This window comes from Streptomyces albiaxialis (assembly GCF_039530985.1).
GTDB classification, from domain to species: Bacteria; Actinomycetota; Actinomycetes; order Streptomycetales; family Streptomycetaceae; genus Streptomyces; species Streptomyces albiaxialis.
Genome location: NZ_BAAAPE010000013.1, coordinates 687,049 through 704,901, shown reverse-complemented (window position 1 = coordinate 704,901; position 17,853 = coordinate 687,049). Strand labels below are relative to the sequence as shown.

Below are 17,853 nucleotides of genomic sequence, written 5' to 3'. Positions count from 1 at the left end.
TGGGCATTCTGCACATGTGGCGATCTTGGACGTACGGCCGGAACTGCTCGACGCGCTCACCGCACTGCGCGATCGTGTCGCTGCCGCACGCTTTCCCCTGCCGCTGCCAGGCGCCGAACGGGCGCGCCGGTCCCGTGCCGAACTGCTCGCCCAGCTCGACGACTACCTCGTGCCGAGGCTGCGTACCCCCGAGGCGCCGCTGCTCGCGGTGATCGGCGGATCGACGGGGGCGGGCAAGTCCACCCTCGTCAATTCGCTCGTGGGACGCAGGGTGACCGAGGCGGGGGTGCTGCGTCCGACGACGCGCACGCCTGTTCTGGTCTGCCATCCGGACGACAGGGCGTGGTTCGCGGGACAGCGCGTACTGCCCCGGCTGGAACGGGTCTGGGTGCCCCGGCAGGAGAGCGCGCAGGACGCGGCGGACGCGGCGGACGGCGGGGACGAGGAGCGGGAGGAGGGCGGCGGTCCCGGCGGCTCCGGCGGCGCGGGCGCGAGACCGCGCGCCCTGCGCATCGAGACCGACGTCGGGCTGCCCGCCGGGCTCGCGCTGCTCGACGCGCCGGACATCGACTCCCTCGTCGCCCGCAACCGCGACCTGGCGGCCGAGCTGATCTGCGCGGCGGACATCTGGGTGCTGGTCACGACGGCCGCGCGGTACGGGGACGCGGTGCCGTGGCACCTGCTGCGCACGGCCAAGGAGTACGACGTCACGCTCGCCACCGTGCTCGACCGGGTGCCGCACCAGATGGCCGCGGAGGTCGCACGGCAGTACGGGACGCTGCTGGAGGGCGAGGGCCTGGGCGAGGTGCCCCGCTTCACCATCCCGGAGCTGCCCGAGTCCGCTGGCGGCTCCGGCCTGCTGCCCGTCTCGGCGGTCTCCGGGCTGAAGGGGTGGCTGGAACGGTGCGCCGAGGACCCCGAGGCCAGGGAGGCCGTCGCCGAACGGACCGCCGCGGGGGCGATCGGGTCGCTCCGCGCCCGTATCTCCGCGCTGGCCGGCGCCTCGGCCGCACAGTACGCCGCGGCGCTGCACCTGGCCCAGCAGACCGACAGGGCGTACGAGGAGGCCGGGGCGCGGGCGCGCAAGCGGATCGCGGACGGCGAGCTGCTCGCCGGTGACGCCGCGGCGCGCTGGCGCGGCTTCCCCCGCGACAGCGCCGGAGAGGAGCTGCTCGACGCCTTCGAGGACGGGCTGACCGCGCTGCTCGCGGGCGCTGTCGCGGCGGCGGACGAGCGGATCGCCGAGGCCCGCAGGAACGGACCGTTCGCGGACCTCGCGGACCTCCTCGACCCGCCCGGCACGGCGGACGGCGCCGAGGATCGGGACCCGCACGGGCGCGCGGGCGTTCTCGTACGGCGCTGGCGGCGCTGCGTCGAGGAGCTGGCCGAGGAAGAGGCCCGTACGGCGGAGAACGCCTCCGCGCACGACGCCGAACGGGCGGCCGCGCTGCTCGTCGCCATGCTGCTGGGCGGGCGGCGGGTCCGCGGCGCGCGCAGATCGCTGAACGCGCTGCTGGGCGACAAGAGGGTGAAGGGCCTGCGGGAACGCGCCGCCCAGTTGCTGAACGGCTGCGTGGACCGCGCCCTGTACGAGGAGCGCGACAGGAGGCTCGCCCCGCTGGACGCCCTGGAGGCGGGCCCCGAGCCGCAGGCGGAACTGGTCGCCGCGTTCTCCCTGCTGAGCCGGGTCGGCGCGGAGCGTGTGACGGGACTGGGGACGCACCGGCCGGGCGGTCCGGGCGGGCCGGGGGCCGGCGGACGCGCGGCGCAGGAACTCTCGCCTTCGGGCGGACAGAGGGAGAGGTGAATCCGATGACGGAGATGACGGAGGGGGCCGACGGCGCGGACGTTCCGGAGGAGGCCGCGGGGGGCGCGGAGGGCGCGGAGGGCGGCGACGCCGTGCGGGACGCCGTGCGCGGGCAGAGCAGGTCCTGGGACGACGGGCTGATCGCCCGACGCGCGGCCGTTCCGGCCGTCCCGGCCGAGGACGGTACGGACGAAGGGCGCGTCAGAGGGGTCGTACGGAGGGTCCCCGTACTGCCGGTACGGCGTGGGGCTCCGCGTGGGGCACCCAAACGGCCCGAGAAAACGGCGGCATGCCCCCCGGAGGAAGGGGCGCATGAAAGCGCCGGGCCCTCCGGTCCCTCCGCACCCGTCGCAGCCTCGCCCCTGACCAGGGCCGATACGCCCTTTCCGGCGACGTCCATTCCGTACGGCCGGACGGAGCCCTACGGCCGTACCGCACGGGAGGACGCGAGAGAAAGAGACGCGGCGGATGACTCCTTGCGGCAGCGCCTCGGGGCACTGCGCGAACTGGTCGGCCTCTCCCGTACGCGCCTGGACACACAGGTGCTCGCCGAGGCCGGGCGGGTGCTGGACGAGGCGGCGGCACGGCGCGGCCTGCCCAGCGCGTACACGACGGTGGCCCTCGCGGGCGCGACGGGCAGCGGAAAGTCGTCCCTCTTCAACGCCCTGACGGGGGACCAGCTCTCCGAGACGGGCATGCGCCGTCCGACCACGGCGGCACCGGTCGCCTGCACCTGGCAGGCCGAGGGCGTGGACGGCGCCGACGGGCTCCTCGACCGTCTCGGCATCGCCCCCCACGCACGGCACCGCAGGAACGACGCCGAACTCGGCGGCCTGGTGCTGCTCGACCTGCCGGACCACGATTCCGTCGCCCAGGGCCACCGTGAACAGGTCGACAGGATGCTGGAACTGGTGGACGCGGTGGTCTGGGTCGTCGACCCGGAGAAGTACGCGGACGCGGTGCTCCATGAGCGCTATCTCCGGCGCCTCGCGGGACACGCCGAGGTCACCTTCGTCGTCCTCAACCAGAAGGACCGGCTGACCGGCGACGCCGTGGACGCCGTACTGGACGATCTGCGGCGGCTGCTGGACGACGACGGCATGGCCCTCGGCGAGCACGGCGAACCGGGCGCGTGTGTCCTGTCGGCCTCGGCGCTCACCGGCGAGGGCGTCGCTGACCTCCGCGAGGAGCTGGGCGGCTTCGCCGCCTCCCGGCGCGCCGCCACGCTCCGGCTGACCGCCGACCTCGACGGCGCCATGGAGAGGCTGCGCCCCGTCTACGCGGAGCCGGGCCCCGGCGCCGTTCCGGACGCGTACGGCGATGTGCCGCCCCAGGGCCTCACCGACGAGGTCCGGGAGGACTTCGAGGACCGGCTCGCGCTCGCGGTCGGCGCCGCCGCGGTGGGGCAGGCGGCGGAACGCGCCTGGCTCCGCCACGCCGAGCGCGCCTCGGCCACCCCGTGGACCCATCTCCGCCGCTGGCAGGGGGAGCGGACGCGGGCGCGGGCCATTGCCAGGGGGTTGGCCCGTACGCCCGGTGCATCCGGTGCATCCGGCCCTTCCGGTGCATCGGGCCCGTCCGGCCTGTCCAGCTCCTCCGGCACGGACCTGCCGGGTTTCGCCGTGGAGACGCCCGTTCCGGCGGAGCCCGGTGCTCCGCGCCCCGTGGGTTCGGCCGCGCGGGCGACGCGCCCCGTGGTCGCACGGGCCGTACGGGAACTCGCCGGCCAGGCGTCGCGCGGACTGCCGGAGGCGTGGGCGCGGAACGTACGGGACACCACGCGGCGGGGCTCGGACGGGCTGCCCGAGGCGCTCGACGCGGTGATGCGGGACGAGAAGGGCGGGGGGCCGGGGGTGCCCCGCCTGCCGTGGCGGGGCGCCGTGGTCGCGGGGCAGGGGCTGCTGCTCGCGTTCCAGGTGCTGGGCGCCCTGTGGCTGGTGGCGGCCGTGCTCGGAATGGCTGGCGGAGCGTCGGCATGGCCGCTCGCGACGGCACTGGTCGCCGTCGGGGCGGCGGGCGGACCGCTCCTCGCGTGGCTCTGCATGGTCGCCGCTCGCGGCCCCGCGCGGGCGTTCGGGCAGGAGGAGGAGCGCAGGCTGCGACGGCTGGCGGCTGCCTGCGGGCGGTCGCGGGTGCTGGAGCCGGTGGCCGCAGAGCTGGTGCGCTACCGCGAGGTGCGCGAGCAGTACGCGATCGCGGCGGGGGTGGTGTCGGTCGCGGCGTCAGCGTCAGCGGCGGCGTCGGCGGTGCCGCCGGCATCGGCGCCGGTGGACGGCGCACTCACTCGTGCGGGTGACGGAGATTTCCACAGCTAGCCGGTCGTCCACAGAAATTCCTTGATCTCCGCCGGGTTCGGCGGAGCGGGGCAGTCTGGAATCTCCGCTGCGCACGGAGGCGGCGGAGATCCGGACGGAATCCCGGGCCGAGTGCCTGGCCCGGGCCGAGTGCCTGGTCCGGCCTGGTCCGGCCTGGTCCGGTCCGGAACCGGAATTTCTGACGACACGGCCCGCGGGGGTGGGCCGAGGGGGAGGCGAGTGGGGATGAACGAGTCCCATGTGACGGTGGTCGGCAATGTCGCGACACCGGTCGACTATCGGGTGGCGGCCTCAGGGGTGCCGGTGGCGCGCTTCCGGCTCGCGAGCACGGTGCGCCGCTTCGACCAGCAGAGCAGAAGCTGGGCCGACGCGTTCACGAGCTTTTTCACGGTGTGGGCGTGGCGCACCCTCGCGACGAACATCGCGTCGTCGGTGTCGCGCGGCGAGCCCGTCATCGTGCAGGGCCAGCTCCGGGTGCAGGAGAACGAGAGGGACGGGCGGCGCTATGTCTCCGCCGATCTGACGGCGTCCTCGGTGGGCCACGACCTCTCGCGGGGGACAACGGCCTTCGTCCGGGTATCGGCGGCGAAGCCGGGACTGACCGGAGTGACCGACAGGAACGGGTTCGCGCCCCACGAGATGGCGGCGAGCGGGGCCGCGGTGCCGGGCATGGGGGAGGGGGCGGAAGGAAGCGTTCCAGGTCAGGGGGGTGCGCCGTGATCATCCCAATCCGCCGGATTCGGTGATAACGATTCCGATGCGGAATGCTTGATGGACGGGGTTCGTGGGGACTGTGTTGCGTCTGCTCTCTACTATCCCTCGGGTACCGACGAGGTTTGGTAGCACGGGGGTTGAGAGCTTTGCGGCGGGAGATGCGGCTGTGACCGGCCGCCCGCCAAGAGGGGAAGACCATGACTTCTGCACGCGGACGGCTGACCGGCCGTCTGACCGCTGTCGCGGTGGCCTCCGGGCTGCTCGCCGCCGGAATGGCGGCCTGCGCGGGGACCGCCGTGGCCGGGGGCGTCCCCGAGCAGCGGGGCGGCGCCACCGCCACGCTCGACGGGCTGACGGCCTACGGTGACGCGGTCGTCCGCTCCGGCGGCGAGCGGCAGGAAGTCAGCGCCGGGCTCTTCGAGATGTCCGTCGAGGACGGCGGCACCCTCCAGACGTACGGCGTCGACATGCTCAACCCGGCGCAGGACCAGACGCGTTATCAGGAGTCGGACTGGAAGTCCTCGCCCCTGCACGGCAATCGGAACGCGGGCAAGATCCGCTGGATCGTCCAGCACTCCTATCCCCGGATGAACGATCTGGAGGCGCTGGCGAAGGCGGCGGGCGCCAAGAAGCTCACGGCGCGGACCGCGGCGGCGGGGACGCAGGTCGCGATATGGCGGTTCTCCGAGCGGGCGGCCCGTGGTGTCGAGGCGCCCCGGGTGGACGCGGTCGACCCGGCCGCCGAGCGCCTGGCCGACTTCCTGGTGAAGAAGGCCAGGAGCGCCGCCGAACCGAAGGCGTCCCTGGCGCTCGAACCCTCGGGGGTGTCCGGCAAGAGCGGTGGTCGGCTCGGGCCGGTGACCGTGCGGACGGACGCGCCCGGCGTCACCGTCACTCCCGGCCCGGACACCGGCTCGCAGGGTGTGCGGATCGTGGATGCGAAGGGCAAGCGGGTCGACTCCGCACGCGACGGCTCGCGTCTCTACTTCGACGTGCCCCGCGATGCCGAGCCGGGCGGCGCCTCGCTCACCGTGCAGGCGGCCACGAAGATCCCGGTGGGCCGGGTGTTCACCGGCGTGGGCGTGCGGGGGCGGAGCCAGGCCCAGATCCTGGCGGGATCGAGCCAGTCCACGGTCTCGGCCGAGGCGACGGCGGACTGGGCCGACAGCGGCGCCATACCCGCGGCGAACGCCACGGAGAACTGCGCGAAGGGCGGCGTCGACATCACCGTGGCGAACAAGGGGGACGCCTCCTTCCCGCTCCGGGTCGGCGGTCAGCGCGAGGACATAGCGGAGGGGAAGAGCGGGACGGTCACGGTGCCGGTGAAGGAGGACCAGCCGTACCGGATCCCGGTCCATGGGCCGCGGGGGTACGAGAAGACGTTCAGCGGCGTGCTCGACTGCGCGCCCGCCACGTCCCAGGGAGGGCTGGAGCAGCGGAGCGCCGCCGCCCCGGCGGAGCGGCCCGCGACGGTCGGAGGCGGCGGGCAGCGGCCGATGGGCGGTTCCACCGACCTCGCCCAGACGGGCAGCGGGAACACCTCGCTGATCGTCGGCGCGGCGCTCGCGTTCCTCGCGATAGGTGCCGCCACGATCGTCGCCGTCCGCCGTCGGGAGAGCTGACCGTCCACGCCGTCCGCCGTCGGGAGAGCTGACCGTCCACGCCGACCGCCGCCGGGAGAGCTGACCTCTCACGCCGACCGCCCGCCGGATCGCTGACCGTCTGCCGCCGGGGGAGTCGGCTGCCCGCAGGGGGGATGTCGCTCCCTGTGTGCGGTTGTTGACTCCCCGTGGTTCTCATCCGCCCCCGGCGGCGCGTGCGTCGGGGCCCCGGGCCGGGCGTGGGGGCGGGGCGGCGGAGGGGCGGGAGGTATCCCGTTTCCCGGTCAGGCGGGGCGTGCGGCAAGATGGGGTGCGTATGTCCATACGCGGCTCGGCTGTACAGCGATCCCCGCGGCGCGGCCGCTCATCAACACCTACAGATTGCCGGACGGTTCCTCTTGGCTGAGTACATCTACACCATGCGCAAGGCGCGCAAGGCGCACGGCGACAAGGTGATCCTCGACGACGTCACCTTGAGCTTCCTGCCCGGCGCGAAGATCGGTGTCGTGGGTCCCAACGGCGCCGGCAAGTCGACGGTGCTGAAGATCATGGCCGGGATCGAGCAGCCGTCCAACGGCGACGCCATGCTCGCGCCCGGGTACAGCGTCGGGATCCTGCTCCAGGAGCCCCCGCTGGACGAGTCGAAGACCGTGCTGGAGAACGTGCAGGACGGTGTCGCCGAGACCAAGCAGAAGCTCGACCGGTTCAACGAGATCGCCGAGCAGATGGCGACCGAGTACACGGACGAGCTGATGGAGGAGATGGGCAAGCTCCAGGAGCAGCTCGACCACTCCAACGCGTGGGACCTCGATTCCCAGCTCGAGCAGGCCATGGACGCCCTGGGCTGCCCGCCCGGCGACTGGCCCGTCACCAACCTCTCCGGCGGTGAGAAGCGCCGCGTCGCGCTCTGCAAGCTGCTGCTGGAGCAGCCCGACCTGCTGCTGCTCGACGAGCCCACCAACCACCTCGACGCCGAGTCGGTGAACTGGCTGGAGCAGCACCTCGCCCAGTACCCGGGCACCGTCGTGGCGATCACCCACGACCGGTACTTCCTGGACAACGTCGCGGGCTGGATCATGGAGCTGGACCGTGGCCGTGCCATCGGCTACGAGGGCAACTACTCCGTGTACCTGGAGAAGAAGCAGTCCCGCCTCAAGGTCGAGGGCCAGAAGGACGCCAAGCGCCAGAAGCGGCTCAAGGAAGAGCTGGACTGGGTCCGCTCCAACGCGAAGGGGCGCCAGGCCAAGTCCAAGGCGCGTCTGACGCGTTACGAGGAGATGGCCGCCGAGGCCGAGAAGACCCGGAAGCTGGACTTCGAGGAGATCCAGATCCCGCCGGGCCCGCGCCTGGGCAACGTCGTGGTGGAGGTCGAGAACCTCAGCAAGGCGTTCGGGGAGAAGGTGCTGATCGACGACCTGTCGTTCACCCTGCCGCGCAACGGCATCGTGGGCGTCATCGGGCCGAACGGCGCGGGCAAGACCACGCTGTTCAAGATGCTCCAGGGCCTGGAGAAGCCGGACTCCGGTGCCATCAAGGTCGGCGACACGGTCAAGATCTCCTACGTCGACCAGAGCCGGGAGAACATCGACCCGAAGAAGACGCTCTGGGCCGTCGTCTCCGACGAGCTGGACTACATCAACGTCGGCCAGGTCGAGATGCCCTCGCGGGCGTACGTGTCGGCGTTCGGCTTCAAGGGCCCGGACCAGCAGAAGCCCGCGGGCGTGCTCTCCGGCGGCGAGCGCAACCGGCTGAACCTCGCGCTCACCCTCAAGCAGGGCGGCAACCTGCTGCTTCTCGACGAGCCGACCAACGACCTCGACGTCGAGACCCTCTCCTCCCTGGAGAACGCGCTGCTCGACTTCCCGGGCTGCGCGGTGGTCGTCTCCCACGACCGCTGGTTCCTGGACCGCGTCGCGACGCACATCCTCGCGTACGAGGGCGACAGCAAGTGGTTCTGGTTCGAGGGCAACTTCGAGTCGTACGAGAAGAACAAGATCGAGCGCCTGGGCCCTGACGCCGCCCGACCGCACCGGGCGACCTACAAGAAGCTGACCCGGAGCTGAGCGGCGTGCGGTTCCGCTACCGATGCCCCCTGCGCTGGTCCGACATGGATGCCTTCGGGCACGTGAACAACGCGGTCTATCTGCGCTATCTCGAAGAGGCGCGGATCGACTTCACGTCGCGGCTGGCACGCCAGTCGGCGCCCTCGGCCTTCACCGGGGGCTCCGTCGTGGCGCGGCACGAGATCGACTATCTGCGCCCGCTGACGCATCAGCACGACCCGGTCACCATCGAGATGTGGGTGACCAAGCTGAGCGCCGCCTCGATCACCTTCGCGTACGAGATCAAGGACGCGGAGGCCGAGGCGGCGGGCGACGGGCGTGCGGGCGCGCCGTATGTGCGGGCCAGCACGATCGTCGTGCCGTACGACCTGGAGGAGGAGCGTCCCCGGCGGCTGACCGCCGAGGAGAAGTCCTTCCTGGAGGGGTACATCGATGACAGTCACCGCGGCTAGCGGGCTCGTCTTCGCCGATCCCGGGGAGGCGGCGGGGCTCGCCGCCTTCCTCGGGAGGCTGCTGCGCTGGGAGAAGAACGCGGCCGTCCGTATCCAGGCGGGCGACGGCGTGGCGGCCGTGTTCGCGAAGCCCGCGCGCTTCGAGGTGCTGGCCGTGCGTACGGGCAGGCTGCTGGAGCCGGTCGAGCTGGACGTCACCGTCTCCGCCGGTGAGCTGCTGGAGCGGATCGACGAGGAGCGCGAGACCGTCGCCGTGCCGGGCGCCGTGACCGGCCCGTCCTGGGCGGGGCTGCTGCCGCCGCGCGGCGGCTGGAGCGAGTTCGGGACGGTGCCGGTGGACGCGGTGCGTACGGTCGCGGCGGCAGCCGTCGGGGAGTTCCGCCAGCGGGCCGACAAGCTGCCGGAGGACCAGCGGACGCGCCCCGTGCTGGACGCGCTCGCCGAGGAGATCTGGTCCCGCCCGCTGGGCCGCACCGGGCTTCCGCTGCGCGCGGTGCACGCCGCGCACGCGCTGGGCTTCCTGCGCGGCGAGGAGCCGGTGAGCCTGCTGGAGGCGGGCGCCTGGAAGCGGCTGCGCACGCCGTACGGCTCCGTGCTGGTGCGCAGGGAAGGCACGGCGGGCACCGCGGGCGCGGGCCTGAGCGTCACGCCCGTCTAGCCGTCACCCTCGTCTAAGACCCCTCGTCCTCCGTCTCCGCCCCGGCCTCGTCGCCGGGGCGGACCTCTATGTGGTCCGGGCGGAGTTCCAGCAGGACGCGGTCGCGGATGGAGAGGGGCTCGGTGAACTCCGGGGGGAGCTGGAGCCGTCCGGAGCGGTCGATGGTGGTGTACTCGCGGCTGACCGTCGACTCCCCGCCGCCCTCGCCCCGTTCGGTCCTGCGCAGCGTCTCCGTGCTCGTACGGCCGTCGCGGATCGAGACCGTGCGGCTCACCTGCGAGGAGACGCCGTCGTCGTGGGTGACGACCAGGATCGTGGTGCCCAGCTCGGAGTTGGCGCGGCGCAGGGCGGCGAAGACCTGTTCGGCGGTGGCGGTGTCCAGTTCGCCGGTGGGCTCGTCGGCGAGGACGACGGACGGGTTGTTGGCGAGCGCGACCGCGATGGCCACGCGCTGCTGCTCGCCGCCCGAGAGCTGGGCCGGGCGGCGGTCGCGGGCGTCGGCCATGCCCAGCAGGTCGAGGAGTTCGAGGGCGCGGGCGCGCTCGGCCCGGCCCCTTCCCCACCGGCGCTCCCCGTTTGGGCCGCCGCGTAGCCGCATCGGCAGCGCGACGTTCTGCGCGGCCGTCAGATAGGGCAGCAGATTGCGCGAGGTGCGCTGCCAGATGAAGCCGACGGTCTCCCTGCGGTAGCGCAGCCGGGACTTGGCGTTCATCGACAGCAGGTCGTATCCGGCGACCGTGGCGCTGCCCGCCGACGGGGTGTCCAGGCCCGCGAGGATGTTGAGCAGCGTGGACTTGCCGCTGCCGGAGGCGCCCACCAGCGCCGTCAGCTCGCCCTCCCTGACCAGCAGGTCGAGGCCCTGGAGCGCCTGGACCTCCACGCCGTCGGTGCTGAAGATCCGGACCAGGCGGTCGCAGACGATCAGCGCGTCCTCGCCGTACGGGCGTTCGCGTGCGGCCTCGGCCGCCCGGCGCTCCAGGTCGGTCAGGCCGGCGCGGGCGGCGGGTCGGGCCTCGGAGGCGCCCCCGGCGGTGCGTACGGGATCGGTTCCGGTCGTCATCGCTGCTCCATGCGGAGGTCGTGGGTCCCTCGCCCCGCCAGTCTGGCCTGGACCAGCGCTCCGGCGACAGCCGGCGCCAGCAGGGCCAGCGGCGGCAGGACGAGCGAGACGGGGTCGGCGCTCAGCCGTACGGGCAGGTCGTCGGGTGTGCCCGCGAGCGCCGTGAGGTCGATTCCGGGTTCGAGGAGCGGCACCGTGGCCAGCCCCGTCAGCACCCCGGCGCACGCGGTCAGCGCGTACAGCGGCAGGCTCTCCAGCAGCAGCACCCCGCGGGCCTGCCGCCGGGGCAGGCCCAGGGTGCGCAGCCGGGAGAGCAGGGCGATGCGGTCGGGCGCGTTCTGGAGGAGCGACAGCAGCACGGCGAGCGCGCTGTACCCGGTGGCGGCCAGGACGGCGGCGGTGTAGAGGCGTTCGGCGCCCGACTGGAGGACGGTGTCGGCGAACCGGGCGCGCTCGTGGGAGCGGAGGGTCAGGGCACTGCGGTTGTCGCCGCGCAGACCGTTCTCGGCGTCGCTCCGCCGGACGAGCGCGCGCAGCGCGCCGGTATCCGGCGAGTCGCCGCTCACCAGCACCGTGTTGGGCGCGAGGAGGGCGGTGCCCCGCGCGTCCGGGTGGGCGCGCGCCACCGTCTCGCGCGAGAGCACCACGAACGCGCCGCTGAGCGCCGCCGGGGTCCGCTCGCGCGCGAGCGCGGCCCGTACGCGCAACTGGAAGCCCGGCAGCACCAGGTCGGCCGGTTCCCCGCCCATGCGCCGTTGCAGCCCCGGCGAGACCAGCGCGGGCACGGCGCCTGAGGCGGAATCGCCCCTGCCGCCGAGCGCCCGCGCGGGGAACGCGCCCTGGCCGGTGTCCCGTGCCAGGCGGCTGTACGAGTCGGCGTCGGCGAGGACGACGGTCACCCCCGCGTCGGCGCCCGTGAGTTCGGCCTCGCTGTTGAGGCGGAAGCCCGTCGCCTCGTCGACGCCGGGCAGTTCGCGGGCGCGGGCGGCGAGGGAGGCGGTCAGCTCGGCGTTCTCCGGGGCGGCGATGCGGGCGTCGGCGCCCACGGCGCGCAGCGCCGCGGTGTCCCGGCCGTGCGCGATGCCCGCCAGGACCGTGCCGCCGAACGAGGCGACCGTCAGCGCCACCAGCAGCGCGATCAGCGCCAGCCCCGACACGGCCGCCGACGGCGCACGCCCGGCGCGCGCCAGACCCAGGAACGCCACCGGGCCCGGACGCCGGTTCGCCGCCCGGCTCAGCAGCCGCAGCGGCAGCGGGTAGCAGCGCGACAGCAGCAGCGCGGCGGCGAGCGCGAGCAGCACGGGCGCCAGGGCGAGCAGCGCGTCGCCGTCCGAGGTGCCGCGCTGCCGTACGGCCACGACGGCGCCCACTACCAGGGCCAGCACGGTCAGTTCGACGACGGTGCGGCGGCGCGAGGGCCGGGCGCGCGTCACGTCCTCGCGCGCCGCCGTGACGCGCACGCGCCGCTGGCCGAGCGCCGCCCGCACCGGCAGCGCCAGCGCGGCGACGGCGGTGGCGGCAGCGGCCGCCAGCAGCGCGGAGCCGACGCGCGTCCCGTCGGTGACCAGCAGCGCGAGCCCGGCGCCGAGGGCACCGGCGGGCACGGCGACGCTCGCGGTCTCGGCGAGCAGTCGTCCCGCGAGGCCCCGGAGCGAGGCGCCGCGCGAGCGCAACAGGACGCACTCCTCCCGCCGCCGTTCCGCCGCGAGCACCCCGGCCAGCAGCAGCACGGTGCCGCCCGTCGTGGCCAGCCCCAGCCCGGCGATCAGCAGCAGCGGTGAGATCGCGTCCTGCTCGTGCCGGAACGCGCCGAACGTCTCCGACAGCCCCGCGTCGAAGGTGATCGTGCCGACGCCCGCGCGGTCCTGGAGCCGGGTGGCCCCGGCCCCGTCGGCCAGCGCCGTCAGCTCCCGCTGGATGCCGGGGACCTGGTGGGCACGCAGGGATCCGCGGACGACGGGGTAGTGCCAGAAGAGTTCGGCCCCGTCGCGCAGATCGAGCAGCGCGGGGGTGGTGCGCGGGGAGATGTACGCGGTGAAGTGCCAGTACTTCTTCGGGGAGCCGCCCATCTGCGGGACGGTGACCAGGGTGGGCCGGGCCATGCTCTCCTCGGCGTTCCAGAAGGCGCTGCCGCGCACCTCCTGCCGGGTGCCGCGCGGCGTGACGATCCCGGTCACCTCGACGGTCGTGTGCCCGAAGCCGGACGGGAGGCGGAACGAGTCGCCGGGCCGGAGCTTCATCGTGCGCGCCGTCGCCGCGCTGACGGCCGCCTGGACGCGGCGCTTCCCCTCCGCGCCGCGCGTCCTCCCGTCCGGCAGCCTGCCCTCGGTCACCCTGGCCCGCTCGCCGAGCCCCGCCTGCGCGACCAGCGTCGCCTTCGGGTCCAGGTCGCGGGAGGGGCGGGGGAGGCCCGGGGTGTCGGAGTCCGCGGGGCTGGCGTTGTGCACGCCGTACGCCGCGTCCGTACGGTCCACCCGCAGCGGAGGCTTCACGGCGTCCGCCACCGCCCGTTCGGCGGCGCGGACGGAGCCGGGGCTCAGCAGCTCGCGCAGCTCTCCGGGGCTGCCCGCGCCGGAGTCGGCGACGGTCGTCGCGCTCAGCAGCCGGTCGCCCGGGCGGGCCCGGTCCAGCGCCGCGGCGAGCGCGTCGTCGGCGGAGGCGTCCACGGCGCGCGGCAGCGCGGCGGCGACGAACGCGGTGACGAGCACGAGCGCGCCGAACGCCGCCGCCCCGCCGGGCGCCGCCCGCCACCGCGCCCGCAGCCACCAGGGGGCCAACCATCGGAGGGCGAGCCGGCTCATATCCGGCACCCCCTGTCCGGGGCGACGGCTCCGGCCGTTCCGGCCGCTGTCGCGCTTCCGGCAGCCGCGCCGGGCGCCTCGCCGGCGCGGGCGCGCCGGGGCGTGCGTGCCCCCGTGAGGTCGCCGCGTCGGTGCGCGGGCAGTTGGTGCGCGGCGAGTCGGTGGGCGAGCTGTCGGTGTGCGGGCAGTCGTTGTACGGCCTGGCGGCGTACGGCCGGTCGGTGTGTGGGCAGGGGCACGGGTCAGTCACCGCCTTCCGTGCGGAGGGCCTCGACGGGGTCCGTGCGGTGGAACGCGGTGGCCGTGACCACGACGAGGGGAACCGCCACCACCGCGGCGAGCAGCAGCGCCAGCCGCCCCGGCGGCAGCGTCACCAGCAGGTCCGGCACCGGGCGGGTGGCGTCCTGGGTGAGGACGATCAGCGGCACCACGAGCCGCGTCAGCAGTACGCCGAGGGCGAGCCCGAGTGCCAGGGACAGCGCCACCAGCAGGCCCTGCTCGGCGGCGAGGGCCTGGGCGAGGCGGCGGCGGGAAGCGCCGAGGGCCCGCAGCACCGCGAACTCGCCCGCGCGTTCGCGTGCGGCGCCCGCCGTGCTGACCGCGAAGCCCGTCGCCGCCAGCGCGGCTGCGGCCAGGGTGATGGCCGTCAGGGCGCTGCGCGGGCCCGCGCCGAGGGGGTCGTCCCGCAGGGCGGAGGCCAGTTCGTCGCGGACCCGGACGCTGTCCACGGCCGGGTCGGCCCGCAGTTCCCGCGCGATGTCATCGGCGGCGCCGGGCCGCGTGGACAGCCACCAACTGTCGGGGATCAGCGGATCGTCGTCCCCGTCCAGCAGCGCCCGGTCCAGCGCCGCCAGGTCGAACAGCAGCGCGCCCGCGTCCCGCGCGCCGCCCGGCGGGTGTCCGACGGTGGGGAGTTCGCGTACGGAGCCCGCGATACGGGCGGTCAGGTCGGCTCCGGAGAGCTGGACCTTGACGCGGTCGCCGACCTTCGCGCCGGTTGTCCGCAGATAGGCGTCCGTCGCGACGGCGGACAGCGCCGGAGCCCGGCCCCGAGAGGTGCCGGGGGCGCCGGGGGACGCGGCCTGCGCGCCCTCCGCGACGAAGTCGAGCGAGACGAGGACCGGGTCCGCGGGCGGGGGAGGCGCGGGCGCGGAGCCCGTCGCGTAGCGGAACTCCAACTGCCGCTTGCCGTCCGGCACCTGGCCGGTGCCCGCGCGGGGCTTGTCGTACGGGCCCTTGCCGAGGACGTTGAGGGGGTCGTCGGCGCGGTACGTGCCGCGCCAGCGCGAGCCGGGCGGGGTCTTCACGGGCCGCGCCGTGCCGTTCCGGTCCACGGCGCGCAGGGAGATGACGGACAGCCGCCGCTCGCCCGCGCGTTCGGGCGCGGGGTAGGAGATGTTGAGCCGGGTGAGGCGCAGCGGTCCTGCGGGGGCGCCGCCGGGGGTCGCGGGCCGCGCGGTGAGGGTGTGCTCCTTCCCGTCGGCGGGGACCCCGCCCAGGATGAGGCGGTACGGGATCCCGTACCGGTCCTCCAGGGTGACCGCCACGGTGCCCTCGGCATCGTCCGAGCCCTCGGCGTCGTCCGCGTCCTTGGATCCCTTCCGTTCGGAATCCTCGTCCGATACGCCAGGTACGTCCGATACATCCGGTACGTCCACGCGGACGCCGAGCCGCAGTGCACGGGTGTGTTCGGGCAGGACGATGCCCGCGCGGTCCTTTCCGGCGCCGTGGCGGCCCGGCCCCGCCAGGGGGCGCAGGAGCCGGGGCAGCGGCTCGTCCGCGAGGTCGCCGCGCAGCCGCATCAGGCCGTCGCCCGCGGCGCGCGTGTCCGTGGCGAGGATCCGCACGGTGCGGTCGCCCTGCGCCGTGACCTCCGAGCGGGCCACGGGCGCGACCGCCGTGACGCCGTCCATCCGGTCGTAGAGCCCGCCGAGGCCGAGCGCGCCCGCCGAGGTGCCCTCGACGGCCACGTCGGCGCCCGTACGGAAGTCCGCCTGGTCGCCCTGCGAGCGGTCCCAGCTCGCGCCCTGGCCGACCGCGAACACGCCCGTCGCCACGGCGAGGACGAGCAGCAGCGCGGGCGCCGCGCCGCGCAGCGGGCGGCGGCTGAGCTGCCAGCCCGCGAGGGCCGCCGCGAGGCCCCGGCCGCGCGTCGCGCGGCGCTCGCCGAGGCGGGCGACGAGGGGGAGCAGCCGCAGCACCAGCACGGTCCCGGCCAGCAGCGCCAGTGCGGGCGCCGCGACGAGTACGGGGTCGATGCCGAGGGCGCCGCCGATGTCGTCCCCGGCGCGACCGCGACCGCCACCGTCGCCACCGCCGCTGAGCACGCCGGAGCCGTCGGCGCGGCGCTCCAACTGCCAGTACGCGACGGCCGCGAGGCCGATCAGCGCGAGGTCGGCGCCGCCGCGCAGCACCGTCGCGGCGCCCCGGCGGCGGCGCGAGGCGGTGCCCCCGCCGTCCGTGGCCCCCATGGCGCCCGCGGCGCTCGGGCCGCCGCCGTGCTCCGGGTCGCCCGCGCCCGCGCCGCCGCGCCGCCGCAGCATGGGCAGCACGAGGACCGCCGCGCAGCCCAGCGCGGTGAGCGCCGCGACCCACCAGCTCCCGGCGGGCAGCCGTACGACGGGCTCGACGCCCGCGCGGGCGAGCGCCCCGTGCCCGGTCAACTGCCGTACGGCGGGCTCCGCGAGGAGCGGCGCGACGAGCGCGGCGGGCAGCGCCAGCAGCAGCGCCTCCAGCGCGGAGAGCGCGCATACCCGCGTGCGCGAGGCGCCGCGCGCCCGCAGCAGCGCGGTCTCGCCCTCGCGCTCGGCGGCCAGGAGCTGTGCGACGAGCAGCAGCGCGAGTCCCGTCAGCAGGACGAGCTGGAGCCCGGCGATCAGCAGCGTGGACCGGGTGACGAGCAGCGTGCGGTCCAAGGAGTCCAGCAGCTTGGGGAGTTCGCTGGTGGCGACGGCGCCCGAGGTGCCGTCGCCGCGGCCGAAGGAGGCCACCGCGCCCTTGACGTGCTCGCGCAGCTCGTCGACGCGTCCGGCGGTCAGCCCGGAGAAGTCCGCCCGGGCCTGCCAGCGCGCCTCCGCCGGAACGGGCGCTCCCGCTTCCGCAGCCTCGCGCCCGGCCCCCTCGGCGAAGCCCCCGTCGGGCAGGACGAGCGGCCCGTATGTCGTGTAGTCGAGGGTCTGGATCCCCTGCCCCTTGAGCGGGTCGAGGCGCCAGTAGGGCGAGCCGGGGGTGCGGGGCGCGTAGACACCGGTGACCTTGACGCGTACGGGCGGCGGGCCGCTCAGTCTGCTGGTGACGCGGAAGGTGTCGCCGGGCTTCAGCTTCAGCCGTCTCGCGGCCGGTTCGGGCACGGCGACCTCGACGGGGCCCGAACCGCGTGCCGTCGAGGGCCAGTTCCCGGCGGTCATCCGGACGCGGTCGCGGTCGAGCGAGGCGAAGCGGGTGAGGTCGGCGTCCTTGCCGCCCCCGCCCCCGCCCCCGCCCCCGCCCCCGCCCTCGTCCCCGCCCCCGGCATCGGCGGGGCGCAGCGCGCGCGGCAGCGCGTACGAGCCCGAACTGGTGCTCCCGGAGACCCGGGCCGACAGCCCGCCGAACGACCGGAGCGCGGCCTTCCGTACGGCCTTGTCGGTGCGCTCCCTGTCCTCGGGGGTGACGTCGGAGCGGACGTCGAGGACCGTGCGCGGCGCCGACTGGTGCTGGAGCGCCCGGCGCAGGCCCGCGTCGCCGATCGCGGAGGAGAAGGCGGTGAGCGCGGCGAGGACGGAGGTGGCGAGGACGACCGCCAGCAGCGCGGCGGCGACCAGCAGCAGGTGCGCGCGCACCCGCAGCAGTACGAAGCCCGTCAACCCTTTCCCCCGTTCCCCCTGTTCCTCGCGCCGTCACCGGCGCGCTCCTGCGACGGGCCGGTCGGTGCCCGGAGGGGGTCGGCGGCGGGGCGGTCCCTCAGTCCGCGGAGTTGACCATAGACCCGGCCGCGTACACCAGGTAGTCCCAGAGTCGGACTTCTTGGGCCTCGGGCAGCTCCAGGCTCTCCACCGCGTCCCGCATGTGCCGGAGCCAGGCGTCGTGCGCCGCGCGGTCCACCTTGAACGGGACGTGGCGCATCCGCAGCCGCGGGTGGCCGCGCTGGTCGCTGTACGTCCGGGGCCCGCCCCAGTACTGCATCAGGAAGAGCGCGAGCCGCTCCTCGGCGGGCCCGAGGTCCTCCTCCGGGTACATGGGCCGGAGCAGGGGGTCCTCGGCGACGCCCTGGTAGAAGCGGTGCACGAGCCGTCGAAAGGTGTCCTCGCCGCCGACCTGCTCGTAGAAGGTCTGCGTCTCCAGGCTGCCGCGCGGAATCTCCATCACCGTTCCATGGTCGCAGATGCCCGGCGGAGGACTCC

At 74.9% G+C, this 17,853-nt stretch carries 10 protein-coding genes and 1 pseudogene; 7 read left to right on the top strand and 4 right to left on the bottom strand.

Annotated elements, in window-relative coordinates; translation table 11 throughout:
• Positions 1–25: 25 nt before the first annotated feature.
• The 7 genes and pseudogenes from ABD343_RS26735 (at position 26) to ABD343_RS26705 (ending at position 9,610) form a co-directional block, all read left to right on the top strand.
• Positions 26–1,807, top strand: a complete 1,782-nt coding sequence (locus ABD343_RS26735; RefSeq protein ID WP_425578298.1) for a dynamin family protein — start codon at positions 26–28, stop codon at positions 1,805–1,807.
• Positions 1,808–2,037: 230 nt separating this feature from the next.
• Positions 2,038–3,303 (top strand): annotated as a pseudogene (locus tag ABD343_RS41035) (YfjP family GTPase); the annotation flags it as partial.
• Positions 3,304–4,347: 1,044 nt separating this feature from the next.
• Positions 4,348–4,842, top strand: coding sequence for a single-stranded DNA-binding protein (locus tag ABD343_RS26725; protein ID WP_344531881.1), 495 nt, complete (start codon positions 4,348–4,350; stop codon positions 4,840–4,842).
• A gap of 191 nt (positions 4,843–5,033) precedes the next feature.
• Complete coding sequence (locus tag ABD343_RS26720; protein ID WP_344531880.1) at positions 5,034–6,458, top strand: thioester domain-containing protein; 1,425 nt, start codon at positions 5,034–5,036, stop codon at positions 6,456–6,458.
• Positions 6,459–6,835: 377 nt separating this feature from the next.
• Complete coding sequence (ettA, locus tag ABD343_RS26715) at positions 6,836–8,500, top strand: energy-dependent translational throttle protein EttA (protein ID WP_344531879.1); 1,665 nt, start codon at positions 6,836–6,838, stop codon at positions 8,498–8,500.
• Between the two features lie 5 nt (positions 8,501–8,505).
• Entirely contained in the window at positions 8,506–8,952 is a 447-nt protein-coding gene (locus ABD343_RS26710; RefSeq protein WP_344531878.1) for an acyl-CoA thioesterase, read from the top strand.
• A complete protein-coding gene (locus ABD343_RS26705) occupies positions 8,933–9,610 on the top strand; it encodes a DUF8185 domain-containing protein (protein ID WP_344531877.1) in 678 nt (225 codons plus the stop codon). The genes ABD343_RS26710 and ABD343_RS26705 overlap by 20 nt, the downstream gene beginning before the upstream one ends.
• Positions 9,611–9,623: 13 nt before the next feature.
• On the opposite strand, the gene ABD343_RS26700 is transcribed toward ABD343_RS26705, so the two are convergent.
• The 4 genes from ABD343_RS26700 to ABD343_RS26685 form a co-directional block, all read right to left on the bottom strand.
• A complete protein-coding gene (locus ABD343_RS26700) occupies positions 9,624–10,670 on the bottom strand; it encodes an ATP-binding cassette domain-containing protein (protein ID WP_344531876.1) in 1,047 nt (348 codons plus the stop codon).
• The gene (locus ABD343_RS26695) at positions 10,667–13,471 is read right to left on the bottom strand and encodes an FtsX-like permease family protein (RefSeq protein ID WP_344531875.1); all 2,805 of its coding nucleotides are present in this window, start codon (positions 13,469–13,471) and stop codon (positions 10,667–10,669) included. Before ABD343_RS26695 ends, ABD343_RS26700 begins: the two co-directional genes overlap by 4 nt.
• A 242-nt stretch (positions 13,472–13,713) precedes the next feature.
• Positions 13,714–17,316 carry an FtsX-like permease family protein gene (locus ABD343_RS26690; RefSeq protein WP_344531874.1) on the bottom strand — a complete coding sequence of 1,201 codons (3,603 nt, stop codon included), beginning with the start codon at positions 17,314–17,316 and terminating at the stop codon, positions 13,714–13,716.
• A 97-nt stretch (positions 17,317–17,413) separates the two neighbouring features.
• On the bottom strand, positions 17,414–17,815 hold the full coding sequence (locus tag ABD343_RS26685; protein WP_344531873.1) for a globin: 402 nt from the start codon (positions 17,813–17,815) through the stop codon (positions 17,414–17,416).
• Positions 17,816–17,853: the final 38 nt, after the last annotated feature.

Excerpts from the sequence above, each read along its gene's own strand:
- ABD343_RS26725 (WP_344531881.1), top strand. The coding sequence starts at position 4,348 with ATGAACGAGTCCCATGTGACGGTGGTCGGCAATGTCGCGACACCGGTC.
- ABD343_RS26720 (WP_344531880.1), top strand. The coding sequence starts at position 5,034 with ATGACTTCTGCACGCGGACGGCTGACCGGCCGTCTGACCGCTGTCGCG.
- ABD343_RS26705 (WP_344531877.1), top strand. The coding sequence starts at position 8,933 with ATGACAGTCACCGCGGCTAGCGGGCTCGTCTTCGCCGATCCCGGGGAG.
- ABD343_RS26700 (WP_344531876.1), bottom strand. The coding sequence starts at position 10,670 with ATGACGACCGGAACCGATCCCGTACGCACCGCCGGGGGCGCCTCCGAG.
- ABD343_RS26695 (WP_344531875.1), bottom strand. The coding sequence starts at position 13,471 with ATGAGCCGGCTCGCCCTCCGATGGTTGGCCCCCTGGTGGCTGCGGGCG.
- ABD343_RS26685 (WP_344531873.1), bottom strand. The coding sequence starts at position 17,815 with ATGGAGATTCCGCGCGGCAGCCTGGAGACGCAGACCTTCTACGAGCAG.